Source organism: Actinomycetota bacterium, assembly GCA_035765775.1.
In the GTDB taxonomy this organism is placed as follows: Bacteria; Actinomycetota; CADDZG01; order JAHWKV01; family JAOPZY01; genus DASTWV01.
This window is the reverse complement of record DASTWV010000043.1, coordinates 143590-166038: the sequence shown is the minus strand read 5'-3', so window position 1 is coordinate 166038 and position 22449 is coordinate 143590. Positions and strand designations below refer to the sequence as shown.

At 70.8% G+C, this 22449-nt stretch carries 21 protein-coding genes; 9 read left to right on the top strand and 12 right to left on the bottom strand.

The features are described from left to right. Positions 1 to 50: 50 nt before the first annotated feature. Entirely contained in the window at positions 51 to 1652 is a 1602-nt protein-coding gene (locus VFW71_10170) for an AMP-binding protein (GenBank protein HEU5003129.1), read from the top strand. Positions 1653 to 1721: 69 nt separating this feature from the next. On the opposite strand, the gene mug is transcribed toward VFW71_10170, so the two are convergent. Together mug and VFW71_10160 are read right to left on the bottom strand one after the other, a co-directional pair. Beyond that, on the bottom strand, positions 1722 to 2330 hold the full coding sequence (gene mug, locus VFW71_10165) for a G/U mismatch-specific DNA glycosylase (GenBank protein ID HEU5003128.1): 609 nt from the start codon (positions 2328 to 2330) through the stop codon (positions 1722 to 1724). A gap of 86 nt (positions 2331 to 2416) precedes the next feature. Further along, complete coding sequence (locus VFW71_10160) at positions 2417 to 3961, bottom strand: PASTA domain-containing protein (GenBank protein ID HEU5003127.1); 1545 nt, start codon at positions 3959 to 3961, stop codon at positions 2417 to 2419. Between the two features lie 144 nt (positions 3962 to 4105). On the opposite strand from VFW71_10160, the gene VFW71_10155 reads away from it, so the two are divergent. The 4 genes from VFW71_10155 (at position 4106) to VFW71_10140 (ending at position 9259) form a co-directional block, all read left to right on the top strand. After that, positions 4106 to 7645 carry a BTAD domain-containing putative transcriptional regulator gene (locus VFW71_10155; GenBank protein HEU5003126.1) on the top strand — a complete coding sequence of 1180 codons (3540 nt, stop codon included), beginning with the start codon at positions 4106 to 4108 and terminating at the stop codon, positions 7643 to 7645. Between the two features lie 338 nt (positions 7646 to 7983). Then, positions 7984 to 8379 (top strand): hypothetical protein, encoded by a 396-nt coding sequence (locus VFW71_10150; GenBank protein HEU5003125.1) that lies wholly within the window; start codon positions 7984 to 7986, stop codon positions 8377 to 8379. A 174-nt stretch (positions 8380 to 8553) separates the two neighbouring features. After that, positions 8554 to 8808 (top strand): antitoxin, encoded by a 255-nt coding sequence (locus VFW71_10145; GenBank protein ID HEU5003124.1) that lies wholly within the window; start codon positions 8554 to 8556, stop codon positions 8806 to 8808. A gap of 10 nt (positions 8809 to 8818) precedes the next feature. Further along, positions 8819 to 9259, top strand: coding sequence for a type II toxin-antitoxin system VapC family toxin (locus VFW71_10140; GenBank protein HEU5003123.1), 441 nt, complete (start codon positions 8819 to 8821; stop codon positions 9257 to 9259). 16 nt (positions 9260 to 9275) lie between these two features. Here VFW71_10140 and trxA read toward each other — a convergent pair whose 3' ends face one another. The 4 genes from trxA to VFW71_10120 all read right to left on the bottom strand — a co-directional run bounded on the left by trxA (position 9276) and on the right by VFW71_10120 (position 11347). Further along, a complete protein-coding gene (gene trxA, locus VFW71_10135) occupies positions 9276 to 9704 on the bottom strand; it encodes a thioredoxin (GenBank protein ID HEU5003122.1) in 429 nt (142 codons plus the stop codon). A gap of 229 nt (positions 9705 to 9933) precedes the next feature. Further along, positions 9934 to 10098 carry a hypothetical protein gene (locus VFW71_10130; protein HEU5003121.1) on the bottom strand — a complete coding sequence of 55 codons (165 nt, stop codon included), beginning with the start codon at positions 10096 to 10098 and terminating at the stop codon, positions 9934 to 9936. 14 nt (positions 10099 to 10112) lie between these two features. Beyond that, positions 10113 to 10658, bottom strand: coding sequence for a hypothetical protein (locus VFW71_10125; protein HEU5003120.1), 546 nt, complete (start codon positions 10656 to 10658; stop codon positions 10113 to 10115). 83 nt (positions 10659 to 10741) lie between these two features. Continuing rightward, positions 10742 to 11347: a polysaccharide deacetylase family protein gene (locus tag VFW71_10120; protein ID HEU5003119.1), complete on the bottom strand. Its 606-nt coding sequence runs from the start codon at positions 11345 to 11347 to the stop codon at positions 10742 to 10744. Between the two features lie 426 nt (positions 11348 to 11773). On the opposite strand from VFW71_10120, the gene VFW71_10115 reads away from it, so the two are divergent. Further along, the gene (locus VFW71_10115; protein HEU5003118.1) at positions 11774 to 12685 is read left to right on the top strand and encodes a TIGR03619 family F420-dependent LLM class oxidoreductase; all 912 of its coding nucleotides are present in this window, start codon (positions 11774 to 11776) and stop codon (positions 12683 to 12685) included. A gap of 12 nt (positions 12686 to 12697) precedes the next feature. On the opposite strand, the gene VFW71_10110 is transcribed toward VFW71_10115, so the two are convergent. The 5 genes from VFW71_10110 to VFW71_10090 all read right to left on the bottom strand — a co-directional run bounded on the left by VFW71_10110 (position 12698) and on the right by VFW71_10090 (position 19107). Continuing rightward, positions 12698 to 13108, bottom strand: a complete 411-nt coding sequence (locus VFW71_10110; GenBank protein HEU5003117.1) for a cupin domain-containing protein — start codon at positions 13106 to 13108, stop codon at positions 12698 to 12700. Between the two features lie 33 nt (positions 13109 to 13141). Then, positions 13142 to 13591, bottom strand: a complete 450-nt coding sequence (locus tag VFW71_10105) for a pyridoxamine 5'-phosphate oxidase family protein (GenBank protein HEU5003116.1) — start codon at positions 13589 to 13591, stop codon at positions 13142 to 13144. A gap of 79 nt (positions 13592 to 13670) precedes the next feature. Next, a complete protein-coding gene (locus tag VFW71_10100; GenBank protein HEU5003115.1) occupies positions 13671 to 14093 on the bottom strand; it encodes a hypothetical protein in 423 nt (140 codons plus the stop codon). 170 nt (positions 14094 to 14263) lie between these two features. Beyond that, positions 14264 to 17311, bottom strand: a complete 3048-nt coding sequence (locus tag VFW71_10095) for a CARDB domain-containing protein (protein HEU5003114.1) — start codon at positions 17309 to 17311, stop codon at positions 14264 to 14266. A gap of 659 nt (positions 17312 to 17970) precedes the next feature. Continuing rightward, positions 17971 to 19107: a beta-propeller fold lactonase family protein gene (locus VFW71_10090; protein HEU5003113.1), complete on the bottom strand. Its 1137-nt coding sequence runs from the start codon at positions 19105 to 19107 to the stop codon at positions 17971 to 17973. Positions 19108 to 19266: 159 nt separating this feature from the next. On the opposite strand from VFW71_10090, the gene VFW71_10085 reads away from it, so the two are divergent. The 3 genes from VFW71_10085 to VFW71_10075 all read left to right on the top strand — a co-directional run bounded on the left by VFW71_10085 (position 19267) and on the right by VFW71_10075 (position 20694). Beyond that, on the top strand, positions 19267 to 19848 hold the full coding sequence (locus tag VFW71_10085) for a sigma-70 family RNA polymerase sigma factor (GenBank protein HEU5003112.1): 582 nt from the start codon (positions 19267 to 19269) through the stop codon (positions 19846 to 19848). Between the two features lie 2 nt (positions 19849 to 19850). Further along, entirely contained in the window at positions 19851 to 20099 is a 249-nt protein-coding gene (locus VFW71_10080; GenBank protein HEU5003111.1) for a zf-HC2 domain-containing protein, read from the top strand. A 298-nt stretch (positions 20100 to 20397) separates the two neighbouring features. Then, positions 20398 to 20694: a UBP-type zinc finger domain-containing protein gene (locus VFW71_10075; protein ID HEU5003110.1), complete on the top strand. Its 297-nt coding sequence runs from the start codon at positions 20398 to 20400 to the stop codon at positions 20692 to 20694. 14 nt (positions 20695 to 20708) lie between these two features. Here the strand turns inward: VFW71_10075 and VFW71_10070 are convergent, their stop codons facing one another. Next, positions 20709 to 22358, bottom strand: a complete 1650-nt coding sequence (locus VFW71_10070) for an FAD-dependent oxidoreductase (GenBank protein ID HEU5003109.1) — start codon at positions 22356 to 22358, stop codon at positions 20709 to 20711. Positions 22359 to 22449: the final 91 nt, after the last annotated feature.

Genomic DNA, 22449 nt, shown 5'->3' with positions numbered 1-22449 from the left:
GCTCCTGCCTGTCCGAAAAGAGGTGGAGCACGCAAGGGAGGACGGAAGGCATGGACATCTCGACCTGGATTGCCTACTGGGCCGGCTGGACGCCGGAGAAGACCGCCCTGCGCTTCGAGGGACGATCGATCGGCTACCGCCAGTTGGAAGAGGCGATCGCCCGAACCGCTGCCACACTCAGGGACAGGGGAGTGACTCCTGGCGACCGCGTTGCGTATCTGGGGTCGAACTGCCCGGAGCTCCTCGAGGTGTTCTTCGCCTGTGCACGCATCGGCGCCATCTTTGTCCCTCTCAACGCGCGCATGCCGCCCGCCGAGCTTCGGGTGTTCCTCGGGCTGAGCGGTCCCCGCCTCCTGGTTGCTGAAGAACACCTCGCCGAGACCGCCGCCGCCTGCGCCGCCCACCTTTCATCCGAGGCGATCGAGCTGTTTTTCGTCGGTCGGGGCGACCTGGTGGCCCGCGCAACCAGGTCGCCGATTCCAGCAAACCCAGAGGCCGATCCGGCTGCCCCGATACTCATCGTCTTCACCTCGGGTACGACCGGGACACCAAAGGGAGCGGTGCACACCAACGCCGGTGTGGCCTCTAACGCGCTCGACGCCATCGCCGGGCTTGGAATCACCGCTGCCGACGAAATCCTGATGGCGCTGCCGATGTTCCACATCGCGGGCACCGGCGTCCTCACGCTTCCCGCCCTGCGGTCGGGGGCCACGGTCACCGTGCACCGCCACTTCGATCCGTCGGCGGCCCTGCACGACATCCAGCGGTACAAGATCACCCTGTTCATGGCAACGCCGCCGATGACGAAGAGCATGACCGCCGTCGAGGAGTGGGCAGCAGCCGATCTGGCGAGCCTCCGGGCTCAGCTGGTTGGCGGAACCATCGTGACGGAGGAAGCGATCGATCCCTGGCGCGAGCGGGGTGTGCCGGTCGTCCAGGGCTACGGCATGACCGAGGCCGGCCCGGCCGCGACCCTGGTGCCACTCCATGATGTGCCGCGGAAGAGCCTCACGGCCGGAAAGCCGACCCTGCACACGCGGCTGCGCATCATCGATCGGTTCGGGCACGACGTGCCCGCGGGGCGATCCGGCGAGGTTGTGATCCGAGGCCCGAGCGTGACGACGGGCTACTGGCAGAACCCGGAGGCCACCCGGGAGGCGATCCCCGACGGTTGGTTGCGCACCGGCGACCTGGGCTTTCTCGACGACGAGGGCTACCTGCACCTCATCGGCCGCATCAAGGACATCATCATCGTGGGTGTGTCGAACGTGTACCCGGCCGACCTCGAGGCCGTGCTGGCTTCGTCGCCGAGCGTTGCCGATGCCGCCGCAATCGGGGTGACCGACGACGAGCTCGGGGAAGTTCCGGTTGCGTTCGTGGTCCGAGCGCCGGGCGCGTCGCTCGACGAGGAGGAGGCCCTGGGCCTCTTCGCGGGCCGCCTCGCCGCCTACAAGCATCCGCGCCGGGTCTTCTTCCTTGAAGCGATGCCGCGAACTGGCATCGGCAAGGTCGAGAAGCGGGCGCTGCGCGCGCTTGCCCAGGATCTGCTGTTTTGCGAGAAGTCGGCGCAGGGACAGGGCTTCCATTCCCGGGGAACCTGTTCCTCAGGGGACAGAGGATTAAGCCCGGCAATGCCCTTGAGATTACGTTGAAGACGGGGGAACGCATTCTGGTCCGCAGTTTCCATAGTTTCGATGTAGCAGAAGCATGTGGCCCATTTGTCAATAACCCTTAGACCCGGTATCGGCAGTGCGCGAGCTCGTTCTTGACGCCTCGCGCAGTTGGGCGAAGGCCGCCACGAGGTCGGGAAGCTGGTAGCGGGCCTGGGCGCCGCTCGGGTTGGGCAGCAGCCAGATCGGGGTGGCGCCGATGCTTTCCTGCTGACGGCCGAGCGCCGCCTTCGGCCGCTGGAACGCAGTGCGGTAGGTGCTCATCCCGAGGAAGGCCAGAAAGCGCGGCCCGCAGCGCCGCACCGTGCGCTCGAGGTGTCCTGCCCCCTCCCGCAGCTCTTCGGTGGTGAGCTCGTTGGCTGAGCGCGTCGTCCTTCCGACCAGGTTGGTGATCCCCAGGCCGAGGTCGAGGAGGCGCCGGTCGTCAAACGGGGAGAGCACCTCGGGGGTGAAGCCAGCGAGGTGCAGCGCCTTCCAGAAGCGATTGCCTGGACGGGCGAAGTGATGGCCGACCGCGCCCGAGTAGAGGCCGGGGTTGATCCCACTGAACAGCACATCGAGGCCGGGTGCGATGACGTCGTCGATCGCCTTGCCCTGAGCGGCCTCGAGCTGGTCGCGGGTCGGCCGCCATGGTCCCCCTTCAGCGTTGCGGGATGGCACTGGCGTGTTCCCTTCCGGTAGGCGGAGTCGGGAGGGCCGGCCTGCACAGGTCCGGCCCTCCCGTGCTTCGTGAGGGACTCTGCCCCCTATCCGTACAGTGCACACAGCCTCAGCGACTTCGCGACGTTCACGGTCATGGCAACGAGGTCGCCGGCGTACGCCGAGGAACCGGCCGCCGGGCTCTGGTCGATCACGAGGCCAGGCGTGAAGGAGTCACACGTCGGCAGCTGGTAGACGTGCGGGCTGAAGCCGGCATTCGAGATGACAGTGCTTCCCTGGGCCGTGGACATCCCCACGACGCTCGGCACGGTCAGCTTGCGGGCGAAGACCATGTTCGGCTCTCCAGCCCCGTTGAGGCCGGGCCCGGCGATGGTGCACCGGCCGCTCGGCGACCCGGCGCTGTAGGCCTGCCGCAGGCAGTTGCTGATCGCCCGCTGCGCCCAGTAGTCCGGATGCAGGGACTCCTGCTGCTGGTAGGGACCGCTGCCGCCGGCCGAGAGGGTGCGGATCTGGTTGACCCACTCGCTGGCGTCGGCTGCCCCGGGGCTGGTCCAGTTGGCAATGCCCTTCTCCTCCAGCAGGCCGACGGTGTTCTCGCACAGCCGGTGGCCGTTGAGCGCCGAGGACAGCTCCAGGAACTGGACGTTCGAAGTGCCGTAGGTTCCCTGGAAGAACTGGGCGGCCTGGGCCACACCGCTTTGGACCGCTCCGTCGATGACGGGCACGGCGGTGCCGTTCACGAAGTCGGCATCGGCATTCCAGAACCCGCACCCACCGATCTGCTGGCGGACGTCGGTGGCCCAGGAAGCAGACTCCGGGTAGCGGAACGAGGTGCTCGAGGCCAGGGGCGACGGGTAGTCCTGCACGAGGATGGTGTAGGACCCCTCGGCATAGCCGGCATTGCGCATCGCCTGATGGACGTTGAGGATGGCGCCCCGGATCGCATATGCCTGGGCGGCCGCGTAGGAGGGCGTGAAGTTGCTGGTCACCGACGAGTCGCTGCTGCAGTGCGCCTGCCACCACACCGGGGTCAAGAGGTAGTCCTGCACGCAGGTCGAGACCATGTCGGCGAAGTGGAAGTTGTTGCCGCCGATGGACATCGTGACGAGCTTGACGTTGTGGGACGCGGCGAAGCTCTGGAGCATGGCGGCCTGGCCCTGGTGGCCCTGGGAGTCCGCCGCCCAGTCGATGCCCGGCTTGGTGATGACGCCGTTGACGAATGTGCTGTCGATCTCGGCGCCCGAGCAGGCGAGGTTCGCCCAGTTGGCCCCGTTGCCGAAGGTGTTGTAGATCTCCGGCTTCGCCGAGCGGTGGCAGCCCGGGAAGGTCTCGGCGCTGTGGTCGGCGTTGTCGAAGTAGGCCTGGTAGCCCAGCGCATCGATGTTTGTCGACGTGCCATTGGTATTGCCCGCCCAGCGCCCGGACTCGCCGGAGATGTAGGAATCCCCGACGCTCACGACCCACGGGGACCCGGCCCCGGGACCGTCGGCGTAGGCCGACCCGGCGCTGAAGCCGGCCAGGGCCGGAAGCACCGTTCCCGCGATCGCCAGTGCGGTCAGAAGCCCACCTGTCGCCCGCCGGCGCCGAACCCGGCCGGCCCGGGATCCGGTGCCCCTCTGTGTCTCCGTCATCGTCGTCTCCCCCTTCGTTCCACCCGCCCCGCGGCCTCCCCGCGGCGATATGGCGATCTTCCCGGGGGCCCCTGACCGGATCCTGACCGCGGCCTTATCATTGGCCCGCTCGCTCTCCGGCGGCAGGCGGGCGGAGGGGTGCTGGTGGAATTCCTGTTGCTGGGCAACGTCGGAGCCGTCCGGGCGGGACGTGAGGTGGACCTGGGCGGCCCCGGCCAGGGCCGTCTCCTCGCCCTGCTGGTCCTCCACGCCGGCGAGGTGGTCGATGCCGGCCGGATCGCCGACACCCTCTGGGGCGACGACCCTCCACCGGGGGCCACGACGGCCCTGCATGCACGAGTCAGCCGCCTGCGCCGGGCACTCGAGCCCGGCCTGCTTGTCACCCGGGCCCCTGGCTACGTTCTGGCGACCCCGCCGGAGAGCATCGACCTGCACCGGTTCGAACGCATGGTCCGCGAGGGCCGGGCGCACCTTCTGGCGGGCAGGGCGGGCGAGGCGACCGAGCACCTCGAGCGGGCGCTGTCGCTCTGGCGGGGCCCGGCGTTCGGCAGCTTCGCCGAGGAGGCGTTTTGCCAGGCGGCAGCGAGCGCCGCCGAGGAGCTGCGCCGGATCGCCGCCGAGGACCTGCTCGAGGCACGGCTGGCCCTCGGGCTGCATGCCGAGGTTGCGGGTCAGGCCGCGGCCCTCGCTGAGGCGGAGCCGCTGCGGGAGCGCCGGTGGAGCCTGCTGATGCTGGCCCTGTACCGAAGTGGCCGCCAGGCCGAGGCGCTGGCCGCCTACCAGCGTCTCCGTCACGAGCTCGCCGAGGAGCTGGGCATCAGCCCCGGCCCCGACCTCCAGCAGCTTGAGGCGGCGATCCTGCGCCAGAGCCCCGAGCTGGACTGGCAGGGCCGGACGGGGACCGCCCTCGGCCGGGCCTCCGGGCGGGATGAGGCTCGGTCGTCTGCAGAACTCCCGGCGCCAGCTGGCCCCGCGCCGGAGTCGGTCCCGTTCGTCGGCCGCGCTGTTGAGCTGGCGATGCTCGAGGGGGCCCTGCGCGATGCCCTCGGGGGCGACAGCCGGGTCGTCGTGATTTCCGGAGAGCCGGGCATCGGCAAGACCCGCCTCGCCGAGGAACTCTCGAGCCGGGCGACCCCGCAAGGTGCCGTCGTCGTCTGGGGCCGGTGCTACGAGGCGGGCGCCGCCCCCCCGCTGTGGCCGTGGTCCCAGGTGCTCTCGGCCCTGGCGGCTGGCGGCGACGACCCCAACCTCGCCGCCCTCGCCACCGAACCGGCCCTCGGAGGCATCGAGGCGGAGACCATCCCGGAAGCCGCCCGCCTCCAGATGTTCACCCGGCTGGCCGATGCCCTTGCCGAGGCCGCCTGGCGCCGGCCCCTCGCCATCGTCCTGGACGACCTGCAGTGGGCCGACACGGCGTCGTTGCTGTTCCTGCAGTTCCTCGCCTCCCACGTCACGGGGGCTCCTCTTCTGGTGATCGGCACCCACCGCGACGTGGGCATCGATGCCCGCCACCCACTCGTCGGCGCCCTGGCACGGCTGGCCCCACTGCGCAGCACGCGCCGGATCCCCCTCGGAGGGCTGGCCGTGGACGACGTCGCCGCCTTTCTGGACGCCACCGCCCCCAGTGTGGGGACCGAGGTCCCGGGGGTGGTGCACCGGCGGACGGCGGGGAACCCCTTCTTCGTACGCGAGGTCGTGCGCCTGATCGCCGCCGACCAGCCGGCCGACGGGGTCGGCACCACCGGGGACGGTGCGGTCAACGCCATCCCGTGCGGGGTGCGCGACGTCGTCCGTGGGCGGCTGGCACTCCTCGGCGACGCCGTCCGACAGGTGCTGGATATCGGCGCCGTCGTGGGGCGGGACTTCGATCTCGATCTGGTCAGCGAGGTCTCCGCTCTCGACGAGGACACGGTGGTCACCTCGACGGAGGTGGCGCTGGACGCCGGCCTGCTGCGGGAGGGGCCGGCGGGGGCCGGGACCTACCGCTTCGCCCACGACATCGTCCGCGAGACCGTCTACAACGAGCTACGGACGATCCGCCGCAGACGCATGCACCGCCGCATCGCCGAGGCCCTGGAGTCGCGGCGGGCGCTTCCCGGAGCCCCGCACGGCGCCGTCGCCGAGCTCGCCCACCACTTCCACCTGGCCGCCGAGGGTGGAGGCCCGGTCGAGGCCGCCGTCCGGTACGCCGTCGAGGCCGCCGACCAGGCCACCGCCGCCCTCGCCTATGAGGACGCCGTCGCCCACCTCCAGCGGGCGGTGGAGCTCGCCGGGCGCCGCACCGCCGCCGCCGAAAGGTCTGGCGCCGGACCTCTCCTGCTGCGGCTCGGAGAGGCGCACTGGCGGGCGGGCGAGGTCGGCAAGGCACGGGGTGTGTTCCTCCGAGCGGCCGAGCTCGCCCGCGAGGTCGGGGAAACCGAACTGCTTGCCCGAGCCGTCCTCGGCTATGGGGGCGGGCTCCTGCGGGCCTGGCACGCCACCCGGGACATGCACCTGCGTGACCGCATGGTCGAGCTGCTGGAGGAGGCACTGGCGGGCCTGGGCGACGAGGCCGGAGACCTGCGGGTACGCCTCCTCGGCCGGCTCGCCGAGGAGATGTACTACCTGCACTCGGAGCGGCGCATCTCGTTGAGCGGCGAGGCCGTGGCCCTGGCCCGGGACCTGGGGGACCCCCGAACCCTTGCGCTGGCGCTCTGCAGCCGGTGCCTGGCGATCTGGGACCCGGACCACCTCGGGGAGCGCCTGGCGGTGACCGCCGAGATCCTGGAGCTGGCCGGGCAGCTCGGCGACCACGAGCTCGAGATCTTCGGTCGCCAGCACCTCTTCGTCGCCGAGATGGAGGCGGGCGACATCGTCCGGGCCGATGCCACCTTGGACCGCTTCGAGGCGGCGGCCGAGCGGCTGCGCCAGCCGCTCTACCTGTGGGAGGCGAGGCGCTTCCGTGCCCTCCAGGCACTGTTCACCGGCCGCTTCGCCGATGCCGAGCGCCTGGCGTTCGAGGCCCTCGAGATCGGCCAGCGGGCGGAGGAACCCGACGCCCTCGGCGTCTTCGGAACGCAGTACGGCACGGTACGGCTCGAGCAGGGCCATCCCGAGGAGATCATCCCGGCGCTCCGGGGTCTGGCGGCAGAGTTCCCCGACACCCCCACGTGGAGCGCGGCCCTCAGCTTCCTGGCGGCCCGGTCCGGCAACGATGACGAGGCCCGGGAGCTCTTCGACCGGCTCATGGTCAACGGCTTCGCCGACCAGCCGCGCAACTTCGCCTGGCTCTCGGGGGTCGTCATGCTCACCGAGGTCGCCACCCACCTCGGGGACACCGCCCGGTGCCGGGACCTCTACGCGTTGCTCGCCCCATTCGCCGATCACAGCGTACTCGCCGCCGACCGGAACAGCTGGGGGGCGGCACCGCTGTACCTCGGCATGCTGGCCGCGACCCTCGGCCAGGACGCCCGAGCCGAGGAGCACTACCGCCACGCCCTCGCTCGCAACGAAGCCATGGGGGCCACGCCGTGGGTGGCCCACACCTGCCACCGCTACGCCGAGCTTCTCGAGCGGCGCGCCGATCCGGGGGACCTCGAGCTGGCGGCGGAGCTGGCGGGCCGGGCCCGGGCAATCGCGACGGAGTGCGGCATGAGCCACCTCATGGCGCAACTCGCCGCCCTCGATCGCACGGCGGCCCGCTAGGAGATTCAGGGCGGGCCCCCGGTTCTTCAGCCAGTGGCTGAGCAAGGGACTCTTCAAGCCACGCCGCCAACACGTGCTCGGGCGCTGCCCCCACCCTGCGGGCAACCAACTCTCCGCCCCGCATGAGGAGCAGCATCGGGATGCTCTGCACCCCGAACCGCTGCAAGAGCCGGGGTGTCCGTGGCCCATGAGAAAGTCCCCAGTGGTGGCCACTTAGAACGCCCCACGGGTGGCCGCAAGGAAGCCCCCACCTCCGCCTGAAATCCAAGTCCTGGCCTCTCCGGCCGGTGAAAGTGTCGGTGTCCGCCAGCACCACACCGACCGGAGGGAGCCTCATTGTGAAGTCAGCGGAGGAAGACATGGACCTGATCGCCGCCTACCAGGAGGTGGGCACGTACCGGGGAGCGGCCGTCATGTGCGGTTGCGACCACAAGACCGTCCGGCGGGCCGTCGCCCGCCACCGGGCCGGGGCCGCCGCCCGCCAACGCCCGGCCCGGGGCCACAACTACAACGAGGTGGCAGAGCTGGTGGCGGCCAGGAGCGACGCCACCAACGGGCGGATCAGCGCCAAGCGGCTGCTGCCGCAGGCGAAGGCGGCGGGCTACACCGGCTCCGTAGGCTTGGAGGGAGAAGCTGGCGACGGCTGCCGTAAAGCACGGGCGACGACGAAGTACATCCGGATCCCCTCCGGGCGGCCGACGTCGCGCGTCTCCGGCCCCGTACGGTGGCGCTGACCTGCCGCACGTGCCGACCGTCGAGGGAGCGCACCTGGCGTAGGCGTTCGTCTCCACCTTCGAACTCTGCCGGCCCCCCGGCATCGGCAGTCGCCTCCCATGTGGTGGCGCTGGCTGGAAGGTGCCGATCAGTGAAGTCATGCTGTCAATCCACATGATGCTATGATGCACACCATGAGGACGACGGTAACTCTCGACGCCGATACGGAGGCCCTCATCCGGCAGCGGATGCAGGAGCGGGGCACCTCGTTCAAGCGCACCCTGAACGATGCCATCCGAGAGGGCCTCCGGGTCACGTCGCCCGCGGTGCCCTTCCGGACCAAAACCGCCAACCTCGGAATCCCTGCGGTCAACCTTGACCAGGCACTGCAACTCGCAGGCGAGCTTGAGGACGAGGAACTGATTAGGAAGATGCGTCTCCGGAAGTGACCGGTTCGCGGTGAACCTGGTCGACGCCAACGTCCTCCTCTACGCGGTCAACGAGGCCGAGCCGAGGAGTGAAGGCACCCGCGAGTGGCTTGACGCCGCCCTTGTCGGGGCCGAGTCGGTTGGGTTCGCCTGGCTCGTGCTCACTGCATTTGTTCGGCTCTCCACCAAAGTCGGTCTGTTTCCCAACCCCCTCACGGTCGAGCAGGCCATCGGCCAAGTGCGGGCGTGGATCGGCGCCCCGGCGGCTGTCATCATCCAACCCACGGCCCGTCACCTCGACGTCTTCGTCGACCTCATCGCCTCAGTGGGCACCGGCGGGAACCTGGTGAACGATGCGCACCTGGCTGCACTGGCGATCGAACACCGGGGGACGGTGATCAGCTACGACCGAGACTTTGGCCGATTCGCCGGGGTGCGTTGGCGCCACCCGGGGGCGCCTAGCGCTGCTTGATCAGCTCCGCAGTGTCCTACGACGCAAAGGTCTCTTCGAGCCAGGCCGCCAACACGTGCTCGGGCGCTGCCCCCACCCTGCGGGCGACCAACTCTCCGCCCCGCATGAGGAGCAGCATCGGGATGCTCTGCACGCCGAACCGCTGCGAGAGCCGGGGGGACTCATCCACGTTGATCTTCGCCAGTTTCAGCTTGCCGGCGTGGGTCTCGGCCAGGCGCTCCAGTACCGGGCTCACGCTCCGGCACGGCCCGCACCACGGCGCCCAGAGGTCCACCAGAACGGGCAACTTTGACTGCTCGACGACGGCGGCGAAGGTGTCGTCGCCCGCCTCGGCGACCCACGGCACTCCCGACCCGCAGCGGCCGCAATGCGGCACGCCCTTAGCCGCGGCCGGAACCCGGTTCTTGGCCCCGCACGCCGGGCACGCGACGATCTCCGCTGCCATGCCACCTCCTTTCCCTCCAGGGTAGCGAGGCCCGGGCGCCACCCGCGAACGGGTCAGCCCTCAGCGGCAGAGCGGGACGAAGGTGTAGCCGTGTGCCCGCAGGCCGGCGAGTATCGCCGGGAGGGAGCGTTTCCTGCGAGTTTGACCGCCAAAATGGCGGCGAAGCTCGCACGAAACGTGCCTGGACCGTCTCGCTGCGGTCCCCACCCGCGAACGTGCAGCTCAACGCTCAGGGTCGGGCATGCAGGAACCGGCGTACGGCCAGCACCGCCCAGACGGCCTCGATGACCCCGAACGGCCAGGCCCCACTCAGGAAGCCGTAGGAGCTGGAAAGGGCGCAGCCGAGCGCGAATCCGAGGATGAACGCCGAGCCCCGCCGCTCTAGGGCGTACATCGCCATCATGAACGTCAACGCGCAGGCGCCGTAGACAGTAAACAACCCTTCTCCTCGCTTGTGGAGGCGGCATGACGCTGGCGATCTTCGGGCTTCCCATCGCCGGCGAACTGGGGACCGACCGTGTCGGCCCTGAGCCGCTCTGGCACTAGGGCCCTGGGCGCTCTGGCGGCAACCACGTAGTCGCCGGGCAACAACAGGTCGAGGGCCTCGTCCACGGTTCCCACCAGCAGAGCTTCCAAGGGGGACAGTCGTTCAATCGCCAGCGTCAGCGCGGCCTCGACTTCACCGATCTGGACGTCTGTCTGCGGGAAGCCAACGCTGAGCACGATCACCTCGGCCTCACGGGAGATGCAGGCCGCCAGCTCAGAGCGATCGATGGTCTCCCCAGCCCGAAGAACGATGACGCTCCGGAAAAAGCAGGGCGGCTCCTGGAGGTCCCGGCCGCCACCCGGCAGGCACCACCGACTCTCGTGCGCCCACCCATTGAGCGCTTCGGGCACTGCGCCGACCCCGCGCTGGGAGAACTCTCGAACGCCCACCCCAACGGGGTACGCCACCGCGGCAGCTCGAAAAGTGGTGTTGACGAATTCTTGGTGCCTGGCGGGCAAATCCCGACGGTTTCTTAGCGGGCAGCCGCCATTTAGCGGCAGAGCGGCACGAAGGTGTAACCCTGTGCCCGCAGGCCGGCGATGATCGCCGGGAGCGCCTGGACCGTCTCGCTTCGGTCCCCCCCGCCGTCGTGCAGCTCGACGATGCCGCCGGGGCTGGCCTCGCTCAGCGCCCGGCGCACGATCGCCCCGGTCCCCGGGCGCGTCCAGTCCCGGGGGTCATCGTTCCAGAGCACGGCGGTCAGGCCCCGGGGAGCCAACTCCGCTTCCACGGTCCCGTTGATGTGCCCCTGGGGAGGGCGGACGCAGGTGACCTTCCGGCCGGTGAGCGAGTCCAGGAGCTGCGCGGTGCGGTCGACCTGGGCGGCGAAGTCCGCCGGGTTCAGCCTGGTGAGATCGACGTGGTTCCAGGTGTGGTTGCCGACGCCATTGCTGGCCCCCGCCACCTGGTGCACCAGGTCAGGGTCCGCCGCCGCCTCCCAGCCGATCATGAAGAAGGTGGCGGTGACGCCCGATTGCGTAAGAACCTGCAGCACCTGGGGCGTGTAGACGGGGTCCGGCCCATCGTCAAACGTCAGGGCAATCACCCGCTGGCCAGGCTGCGCCCCGCTGCCGGGAACCTCGGGCACAGTGCTCACCGGTTGGAGAGGAACGGTCGCCGACGGGCTCGGTTTCGGCTTCGAGGCCACGGTTCGGGCGGCATGATGCGCTTTGCCGCCGGTCTTGCCTTGGGCGGTGGGCAAGTGGGCGGTGGGCAAGTGGGCGGTGGGCGATGGGCCTGGGGGGGCATGCATCGGGCTCGGCCTCAGGCTGGGCGTCACCACGGGAGCGGGGCCCGCGCCCGGGACCGAGGTGAGCATGGGTAGTGCGGCCCACACGCCGAGCAGCACGGCAGCAGCAACCGCCAGGGACACCGCAGCTGTGCGAGAGATCCGCATGTGGGGACCAACGATAGGGCGTGCGGGTAGGGGAGGTCGGGGGACCGGGCGCGGTCACCGAAGGATCGGCGAGCCCGGCAGGCCTCCGGTAGCGTGGGCGAACCCCCCTGAAGAAAGGACTTCCCCATGGATCTCGGCGTCTCTCTCCCCACCTCGGGGCCGCTCGCCTCACCCGCAGCCATCCTCCGGGTTGCCCAGGAGGCCGAGCAGCTGGGATACCGCGGGCTGTGGACCTACGAGCGCCTGCTCTACGCCCTGGGCGACATCCCGCAGCCGGGCGGCCCGCCCCGGCCGCTGCCCGACGCCTACCGCCAGACCTACGAGCCCATCGAGACGCTGGCGTTCGTGGCCGGGCACACGTCCTCGGCGATCCTCGGCACCAGCGTGCTTGATGCCCCCTTCCACAACCCCGTCCAGCTGGGCAAGCGCCTGGCCACCCTGGACCAGCTCAGCGGCGGCCGGGTGGTGGCGGGCTTCGGCCACGGGTGGATGGACCAAGAGTTCGCCACCGTCGGCGCCACCAAGGAGCACCTCGTCAGCCGGACCACGGAGTTCTTCGCTGCCCTCCGAGGCGTGTGGGGGCCCGACCCGGTCCACTTTGAAGGCCGCTTCTTCACCATCCCGGAGTCCAACATCAACCCCAAGCCGGCCCGGGCCGGCGGCATCCCCATCGTCATGGGCGTGTTCGCCCCCGCCGCACTGGAGCGGGCCGGCCGGACGGCGGACGGCCTCAACCCCATCGGCGCCTCGCCGGAGCTGCTGCGGGGCCTTGTGGGCCAGTTCCGGGCGGCGGCGACGGCGGCCGGGCGGGACCCGGCTGCCCTGCCCGTCTACGTCCGGGTCAACGCCCAGCTCACCGACGCCCCGGTCGCCGACGGCCGCCAGTTCCTCGGTGGATCCCCGGAGCAGATCGCTGGTGACCTCGCCGGCATCGAGGACCTCGGGGTGACTCAGGTCCTGTTCTCCGACATGCACTCCGCCGACCTCGACGGCCACCTCGCCCGGCTGGCACGGTTGCAGAAGGCCGTCGGCAGGTAGCCGAGCCGGGCCCTACCCGGCCGCCGGGGCCGCCCCGTACTCCTCGTCGGTGACGTGGTCGCCCCAGACCGCGGCAGTGCCGTCGTCGCCCACTTCCTGCATCGCCAGGTGGGTCATGAACCGGTCCGGCGCCGCCCCGTGCCAGTGCTCCTCGCCCGGCTCGAAGAAGACCCGGTCCCCGGGTCGGATCTCCTCGACCGAGCCGCCCCGGCGCTGGGCCCGGCCGATCCCCTCGGTGACGTAGATCGTCTGCCCGTTGGGGTGCGTGTGCCACGCCGTCCGGGCGCCCGGGGTGAAGCGGACGCTGGTGGCCGACAGCCGGGAGGCCCCGGTGGGCGTGGTGATGGGGTCGAGGTAGACCGCGCCGGTGAACCAGTCGGCTGGGCCCGGCGTGGTGGCACGGGAGTTCCTGGTGACCTGCATGGGTGCACCTCCTCTGTCGGAGGCCACCCTACGTCAGTCCGCCCGGCGGACGACCGTGGCGCCCGAGCCCGGGCGCCAGGTGGTGATCTCGAGTGCCTGGGCGTCGGCGGCCACCTTGGTGTGCACGACGTCCTCGATGTCCAGCCGGAAGCAGTGGGAGTCCGCCGATGCCACTTCAACGGCCCGGGCATTGATCTTCGCTTCGCCCAGCCAGCCGGCCGGGTCGCCGTCGGGGGCGTCGTTGGTGGGGGAGTGCAGCGCCATCCGGGGATCCCGGCGCAGGTCCTGGACCCGCCGGGCGCCCTTCATCATGCCGAGATAGATCTCGCCGTCGTCGGCGAACTCCACCTCGGTGCCGCTGATGCGGGGTGCCCCACTCGCTCGGACGGTGGCCATGGTGGCGTGCTTGCGCACCGCGAAGGCCCGGCGCACGACGCCCGCCAGAGCCGGCTCCCGGGCAGCGAACTCAGCCCAGGAGGCCACGGCCGGTCCCGCCCCTTCCCTGACTCGTCACCGGAACAGGATGCCACCGGGCGGGCGAGGCGCCCCGCCTGTCCGGCGCTCAACGCCCTGCCCACCGGCGCGCCCACAGGGCCCAGGCGACGAGGGGGACCTGCAGCGGGAGCCGCCCGTAGGCGACGAGCTGCTCCGCCAGGCCCCGGTGCCGCCAGTCAACGGCCATCTGGATGTTGGCCGGGAAGACCGCCACGAGCAGGAGGGCGGCGGCCGTGGCTCCCGCCCGGCGTGTGGCAGGCACGCAGAGCGCCAGGGCGCAGGCCAGCTCGGCGAGGCCACTGACCAGGGTCCACATCCCGGGTGATCCCGGCAGCCAGGGCGGGACGATCGCGTCGTAGAAGCTCGGGACCACGAGGTGGGTGATGCCGGTGGCGGTGAACAGGGCCGCCAGCCCCAGCGCGGGGGCCTGCGACGCCCCAGGGGACTGCCCGGGGGCGACCGGGCGGGCGCTCGAGCGATCTTGGCGCACCTGGGGCACCCTACCCCGGCGGCAGGAATGAGCTGCCTCCGGCTCCCCGGCGGCGACCCAAGCCCAGGGAGTGCCGGCCGGCCCCGCCCGTTCTGTGAGGAATCGTCCACCCGATGGTGCAGCTTGGGGTGCAGGATGCCTTACAGTCCGGAGCGGGGCCGGCGGGGTGATCAGTAGTGCTCGCTGCGGTTGTTGTTGATCTCGTCCAGCGACTTCGTGATGTTGCTGTAGCGAGTGGTGTTGGAACTGAAGGCCAGCCCCAGGGTTGCCATCGCGTAGCGGTCGGCGTCCCGGACGTTGGTGAGGCCGAGCACCGTATCGGTGGGCGACACGATCAGCGTCCCGGCGTTGATCCGGCGCTCGGCGAGGTTGAAGTCGGTGGCCAGCAGCTGCGCCTTCAAGGTGCCCGGCTGGCCGGTGCCGTTGAGCACCGCCATCACCTCGGCAGCGCTCAGCATGCCGTCCGGGGTGGATCCGTCGGCCCCGTCGAAACGCTGGTCGGTGGCCTGGATGCGGGCGAGGAACTCGGCGGTCCACTCCGCCGGGTGGGTCTTGAAGTAACCCAAGGACAGCGGGTTGCGGGTGGGGGCGACCACCGTGATCGAGCTCGGCGCCGACGCCGTCACCGGGGCGTACGTGCACCCGTTGGCGTTGCCGAAGGTGAGCGTCACGTTGTTGGTCACCGACGCCCCGCCCAGGAACAGCAGGCTGGGACGGGCGGTGTAGGCGATGGTGATCGGCCCGGACGTCGCCGGCACGGCTCCGACCGCCCACGTCAGCGTCGTAGTGCCATTGGCGTTGCGGGTGACCGTGGTCGGCCGGGGCCCGGCGCCTTGGTCGAGGGCGGTGCTGTAGTACACGTCGGCCGGCAGGACGTCGGTGATGACGGTCCCGGTGGCCGGCGCGGAGCCGGTGTTGGCGTAGGTGATGCGGTAGGTGATCGCCTCCCCGGCGTTCACGGCCGGCGTGGCGGTCTTCGTCACCGACAGCACCGGGGCGTGCACCGTCGTCGACTGGCTGTCGGTGTCGTTGGCGCTGTTGGTGTCCGGGTCCCCCAGGATGTCGTTGCCGGTCACGGTGGCCGTGTCGGTCAGCACCGAGGCATCGGCGGCGGTGCAGGGCACCAGGTACGAGACGGTGCGGGTGGCCACGTCGTTGACCTGCAGGGTCCCGAGGGGGATGGTGGTCGGGCTCCCGTCGGGGGCGGTGTTGGCCACGGAGACGTTCTCTGCCTCCCCCGGCCCGGCGTTCCTGACCGTCACCGTGTAAGTCACGGTGTCCCCGGGGGCGGCGTTCGCCGGGCCGGAGACGTCGATGGACAAGTCGGTGGCGAAGTCGGCTTCCAAGACGGCATGCGCCGCCGCGATGATCTCCGGGTTGGCCTCGTCGTCGGGCGGGCTGGAAACCCCGCTGGCGAAGTCGGGATTGGTCTGGAACTGGTACACGATGTTGGCCCAGTCGAAGGCACTCGTGAGCGGCGACGGTTCGACGTAGCCCACGCTGTTGTCCTGCGAATCGTCGCCGGTCGCCGTGGTCTGGCAGGTGAGATCGGGACCGTCGACGATTTCGGAGCCCACCACCTGGTCGTCGCCCGACGCCGCGGTGTCGAGCTTCCCGTTGGCTCCCGCACCGACACATCCGTTGTCGCCGTTGATGTCGGCGGAGACGTTGGCACTTCCCGGTGTACACGAGGCGCCGGTGATCGCGCCGTTCTTGTTCCAGTCCACCGGGCCAAAGCCGTAGACGCCGCCGTCGAACCCGGCGCATTCGTCGAGTCCGGCGAGCGGCGGGCTGGCGGATGGGTTGAGGCGTTCCTCGAGATTAGGGAGGGCCCGCCGGGAGTAGTCGCACCCGCCCGGCAGTGCGGTCCCGCTGACCGGCACCGAGCACATCTGGAAGCTGTAGTTCATGACGCTCAGATAGTTGGGTTTGTTGTTGATGCCGTCGGTACCGCCGTGCTGGAGCCCGAGGGCGTGGCCCATCTCGTGCATGAAGGTCCCCGCCTGCTCCGCCCGGCTGCCCACCGAGAAGCCGTTGGCATCCGTGGTCCAGCACGGGTTGCCGCTGCCGTTGGTCCCGCCCAGGCTAATCATGAAGTCGTTGGCCGGGATCCCCTCGGTCCACCCGCTGGTGCAGTCGTTCGATGCCGCCCGCAGGTTGGTCTGGTGGACAAAGAGGGCGTAGCGGAAGGCGAAGCGCCGGTTCGCATTGAAGTAGGTGCTCTTCAGCGTGTAGAAGCTGGTGCCGGGGTTCCCCGTGGCGCCGTCCCAGTCCACGACGGTGTTGCCCGCCTCCGGGATCTTGTCCCCGCCCCCGCCCATGTTCCCGTAGTTGCCCACGACGCCTGCGGTCCCGTTGACGCTGGTCACCGCGGTGCTGAACAACGTCCCGGTATCGAGATGGAGCTGGATGCCGGTGGTCCCGTCGGGGTTGGGGATCGGGGCATTGGCGAAGGCCTGGACCACGTCGCTCAAGGCACCGGACTGGGGGCAGTGGCTGTGGTCGGCCGCCACCAGGCAGTCGATCTCGATGAAGATGTCCTTGCGCCGGGGATCGGCCCCCATCGAGGCGAGGTCGACATCGACGATGCCGTCGCCGTTGACGTCGAGGCCGTGGGTCTCCCAGCCGTCGAGCAGGCCGTCGCCGTCGGTGTCGGTGTCCAGCACCTCGACTGTGAACTTGATCCGGGCGATGTCGCCGTTGTCGCCCTGCAGGGTCTGCGAGCCGGAATCGGTCAGCGTGTTGTTGGCGGTGCAGTCGGTGGTCACCGAGCCGGTGAGCCCGCACGGCGCCAGGTTCACCTGCAGGTCGACGTTCATGCCCGCGCCCGGGACGAGGTCGGCCTGGTCGTCGTCGAAGCGCAGGCCGCCGTCGCTGTCCCAGATCTCGATGGACACCGGGATCCGGCCCCGGCTCAGGTCGACCGACTTGGAGAACTGCCAGTTGGGCTGGATGTGGTCCTGGTCGTCGATCTGCAGGCTGTCGCCGCCGAAGTCCTGCCCGTCGATGTGCACGACGGGGTAGAAGTCGGCCGCGTTGCAGGTGACAACCGCCGGGTCGAAGCAGGTGATGGCGTCCACCTGCTGGATGGTCACCCGCACGGTGTCGCTGTACGGCGCCGCCGACACCGGCGGTGCCACCACCAGGCCTATCCCGCCGAACAGTCCACAGGTGAGCACGAGCGCCAGCAGTGCGCGCGCGGCCAAGAAACGTCGCATGCCTCCCCCTTCCGCAGTCGTCACGACCCGCCCAAGCATTGGTGCACGGCGCCGGGCACGGGCCCACCACCCGGTGCCCGGCGCCACATGCACAGGCGACTTTAACGACAGAGTCGGCGCGTGTAAGGGGTGCTAGCACGACTCTTTTCAGCGGGGCGCCCTCGGCGGGTCGGCGGGTTGCCACCTCGATCCGCCCGGCGGTGGCGCGGAGCAGCTCCTCGCCGTGCGCCGGTCCGACCAGCTGGAAGCTCGCGGGACGGCCCCCCCACACGCCTGTGACCGGTAGCTGCCCCTCAATTTGTCGGAATTTGAAGTCTGTGAGTGGTGAGGTCCCTAGGGCACCCCCAAACACTCACAGACCGGAGCCGCCGGCGAAAGTCGCCGCGGCTCCCGGCCCGCCTCCTGGCGGCCGCCGGGCTCACCGCCCGGCAGGTCGAGGTGGTGGCGCTGATCGCCCTCGGCAAGACCACCAAGGCGGTGACCGAGACGCAGGTGGTGTCGCCGAAGACCGCCGGCAGCCACATCCAGCACATCTCCACCAAGATCGGGTGCTCCACCCGGGGGGGCCCGGGGGGCGGCGGCGCTCTTCGCCGTGCAGCACGATCTGCTCGGCTGAGCCGGCCGCCGCCCCCTCCCTGCCGCTGGTGCCCTCAGAAGGCTCAGAAGGCGAGGATCCCCTCCCCGCCCGCGGCCCCGGGGACGGTCACCGAGCCGACCGTGGTCAGCGACCCGTCGCTGTGGACGGCGAACTCGTCCACCGCTCCCGGCCCACCGGACTGCACGTACAGGTAGTGCCCGCCGGCGGCAGCGGCGGCGTCCACCGCTCCGGGGTCGGTGGTGGTGGCGCCCAGCAGGGTCAGCTGGCCGGCGCCGTCCGCCGAGACGCCGCTGACCGACGGGCTCCCGGCGTTGGAGGCGAAGAAGTAGCCCCGCGCCCGGGCCACCCAGCAGGTGGCGGCCTGGCCCGTCGCCACCGAGTCGATCGGGGCGAGGGTGCCCTCGTCATCCAGGGCGAATGTGGCGACCGCGTTGGTGCCGGCCTCGGCCACGACCAGGTGGCCCGCCGCATCCCAGCTCACCGCGAAGGGGACGGCCCCCGGCTCGCTGTTCACCACCGGGTCGGCGGAGAGGCGCCCGCTGGGGGCCACGGCGAAGACGTCGATGGCGTTGCTGGCCGCCTTGGTGGTCACCACCAGCTGCGACCCGTCGGGGGAGAAGGCGACCTGGCCCGGGGTGTGGGTGAACTGGCTGGTGTCGGTGGGTGTGGTGAGCCCGAGCGCCCGGGTCGATCCGGGGATGGCGTGCAGCCGGCCCCCCGCCACCCGGAAGCCGCTGACGCTGCCGCCGTCCTCGGCGTTCAGCACGTAGACCAGGCCACCCGAGACCGCGATGCTGGCCGGGAAGGTGCCGCCCGAGCCGACCACCTGGCGCAACGCCAGGTCGTCCCCGTTGACCGAGAACACCGACACGGTATTGCTCCCGGCGTTGACCGCCAGGACCAGACCGGGGCCGGCGTCGTAGGCCAGCGAGCCCTGCGACGCCAGGTGGTCCACCACCGACCCGCTCAGCACGCCGCCCAGCCCGCCGGTGTCGTAGGTGGCTTCCCAGGCCAGGGTCCCGTCGCTGGACCGGTCGTATGCGACGAGCTGGTTGCCGGCCGGGTTGTCGGTCTGGACGAAGACCGCGCGGTCAGCCCCCGCTGCCACCGGTGCTGCGCTCGCCGGGAGCGGGAGAACCCATGCCAGAAAGCCCAGTGCCGCACTCGCCCCGACGGCGAGGCGGGTCATGTTGCCCATCGCTGCCTCCTTTTGTCCGGATGCCCGTTGCTTGCGTAGGGAAGTCCGGGCGCCCCATGAGCGCGTTACATGTAACGCAAGCGGGGCCGGGCCGGACTGTTGTGCGTGTTCAGCGCGCCCGCGACCGGTGGAGGCAGGCCCCGGCCTACACTCCGGGAGGTGGAGACCGACATGGAGCTGCTCGGTCGCCTGCGGGACGGGGACGAGCGGGCCTTCGTGCTGCTGGTGTCCCGCTACCAGCAGCCCATGCTGCGCTTCGCCCGCTCGCTGGTGCCCAGCCAGGCGGTCGCCGAGGAGGCGGTCCAGGACACCTGGATGGGGGTCGTGCGCGGGCTGGACCGGTTCGAGGGCCGGGCGGCGCTGAAGACCTGGCTCTTCCGGATCCTCGCCAACCGGGCGCGCTCGGCCGGCGAGCAGGAGCACCGCCAGGCCCCGCCCGAGTCCCGCTCGGTGGACCCCGCCGCCTTCGACGCCAGCGGATCGTGGGCGACGCCCATCGACGCCTGGGACGACGTGGAGGACCGCCTGGACGCCGCCGCCTGGGCCGGCGTCCTCAAGGCCGCCCTGGACGGGCTGCCGCCCCGCCAGCGCCAGGTGGTGCTGCTGCGCGACGTCGAGGGCCTGTCGGGCGAGGAGGTGTGCGCCGTGCTGGGGATCACCCCGGGCAACCAGCGCATCCTGCTGCACCGGGGCCGCCACCAGCTACGCGACGTGGTCGGTGCTGCCATGGGGGAGGGCTGACGATGCTGTCGCTGCGGAAGATCGCCTGCCAGCAGGCCGTGGAGCTGATGGCCGCCTACCTCGACGGCGGGCTCTCGCGCCGCGATCGGCGCCGGTTGGAGGCTCACCTGAAGGCGTGCGGGAACTGCTCGGCGTACCTGGACCAGATCCGGACCACCATCGAGCTGGCGGGTCGGATCACGCCCGACGACCTGGCGCCCGAGGCCCAGGAGGAGCTGACCGACCTCTACCGGGCCTGGCGGGCGGGCTGAGGCGGCGGCAGCCGAATCTAGTCGCGGCAAGCGTCGCTCCGGTGCCGAATGCCAGTGACCTCAACGGCGGGTTCAGGGGCTTGCCGACGCGGCGCGGGTGGGTGAGCAGGGCCAGCGCCACTTCCGGAGTTTCCTGTGACGCTGAGCCACCTATATATGGTGGTTCATGCTCACAAGAATGGCAGGAGCGCTCTCTTCCACGGCGCACCCGCCCGCGATGCATCTGAGCCCGGCGCTGGGCGGCGGCCCGAGCTACCGTGGCACGACTGTGCCGCTTGCCACCAACGGAGGTCCTCCCATGGCCGAGAACTGCGCCCACCTGGACACGATCCACGACGTCACGCCCTCGTCCCCGGGCTGCGAGGACTGCCTCGCGGCCGGCAAACGCAACTGGGTCCACCTGCGGGTCTGCCAGGAGTGTGGCCACGTGGGGTGCTGCGACAACTCACCGGGGCGCCATGCCACCGGGCACTACCACTCGGCGCACCATCCCATCATCCGTTCGTACGAGCCGGGCGAGGACTGGTACTACTGCTACATCGAGGATTTCGCCTTCGAGCTCGAGGGTGCCCCGCCGGCGCCCTCCCACCCGTAGGGCGGCTCGTCCACTTAGGGGGTCGAGTGGTCGAACGCCAGGTACTCGTGCACCGACCGGACCGCTGAGGAGCCCTCACCCACGGCGGCCGCCACCCGCTTCATCGAGCCGGCCCGCAGGTCGCCGACCGCGAACAGTCCCGGGAAGCTGGTCTCGAAGGGCAGCGGGTCCCGGCCGGTGATCCACCGCCCGTCGAGCTGGTCGGCGGTCAGCGACCGGTCGGTGAGGACGAAGCCCCGGTCATCGAGGGCGGCACAGCCCGACAGCCAGCCGGACGACGGCTCGGCCCCGATGAACGAGAACAGGCCGAGGCACGGCAGGACCCGTTCCCCGTCCCCCCCGGAGACCCGGATCGAGGCCAGCGCCCGCTCACCCTGCAGGGCGGTCACCGTCGTCCCGGTCAGGACCTGGATGCGGTGGTCGTCCTCGATGCGGTCCACCAGGTACCGGGACATGCTGGCACCCAGGTCGGACCCCCGGATCGCGACCGTCGTGGGGCTGCCGTTCTCCGCCAGGAAGACCGCCGCCTGGCCGGCGGAGTTGCCGCCCCCGACCACCACCACCGGGGAGCCGGCACACATGGCGGCCTCCAGTTTCGTCGCCGAGTAGTGCACCCCGTTGCCCTCGAAGTCGGCGAGGCCCTCCGCCTCCAGCCGACGGTAGCGGGCACCGGTGGCGGCGATGACCGCCCGGGCGCCCACCTCGGTCCCGTCGGACAGCGTGACGACCAGGTGGCCGGCCCGCTCGTCGAGCGACACGGCGGTGCACGGGACCGACAGGTTGGCCCCGAACTTCTCCGCCTGCACCACGGCACGTGTGGTCAGCTCGGTGCCCGACACGCCCCGGGGGAAGCCCAGGTAGTTCTCGATGCGGGAGCTGGACCCGGCCTGGCCGCCCACCCCGGCCATCTCCAAGCCGAGGGTCCGCAGGCCCTCCGAGGCGCCGTACACCACGGCAGCCAGCCCGGCTGGGCCGCTGCCGACCACCACCAGGTCGAAGCACCGGCCCGGCAGGCTGGCCAGGGTGAGCCCGAGGTACTCCGACAGCTCTCCCGGGGTCGGCCGCTTCAGCACCTTCCCGGAGACGATGACCGCCGGGAGGTCGCCCGGCTCGATGTTGAATGCCGGAAGCGCCTGCTCCACCTCGTCCTCCCGGTCCGGGTCCCGCCAGGCGTAGGGCACCTGCAGCCGGTTGAGGAACTCCAGGAGCTCCGGGGTGCCGGGCGAGAACCGGCTGCCGACCACCTGGATGGCCGCTCGCGCCTGGGTCAGCAGGCCCTCCCGGCGGGCGAGGAAGGCGCCCAGGACCTTGTCCCCCAGCGTGGGGCTGGTGGCGATCAGGTGGCGGAGCACCGCTCTCGGCACCTGGATGACCTCGCCCGCCTCCACCGCCCGGGCGGTGGCGAAGACCCGCAGGCCGGTCACCAGGTTGAGCTCGCCCAGGAATCGGCCGGGGGTGTGCTGGGTGAGGACGTACTGGCCACCGGCGTCGTCGGGAACCGTGATCTCGACGGTCCCCGACACCACGGCGTAGAAGTCGTAGGTGGCGTCGCCCGAGCGGTAGAGGTACTCGCCGGCGGCGACCAGGCGGCGGGTCCCCAGGGCATCCAGGGCTGCCATCTCGTGCTCGTCGAGAGTCGGGAAACGGGCGTCGTCGGCATCCATGCCGCCCAGGGTAGCTCCGGTCGCCAACCCGTTGGGCCGCTGGGCCGGCCTAGGACTCGCTCCTTTCGCCGCTCCAACGTTGAAGATGCGG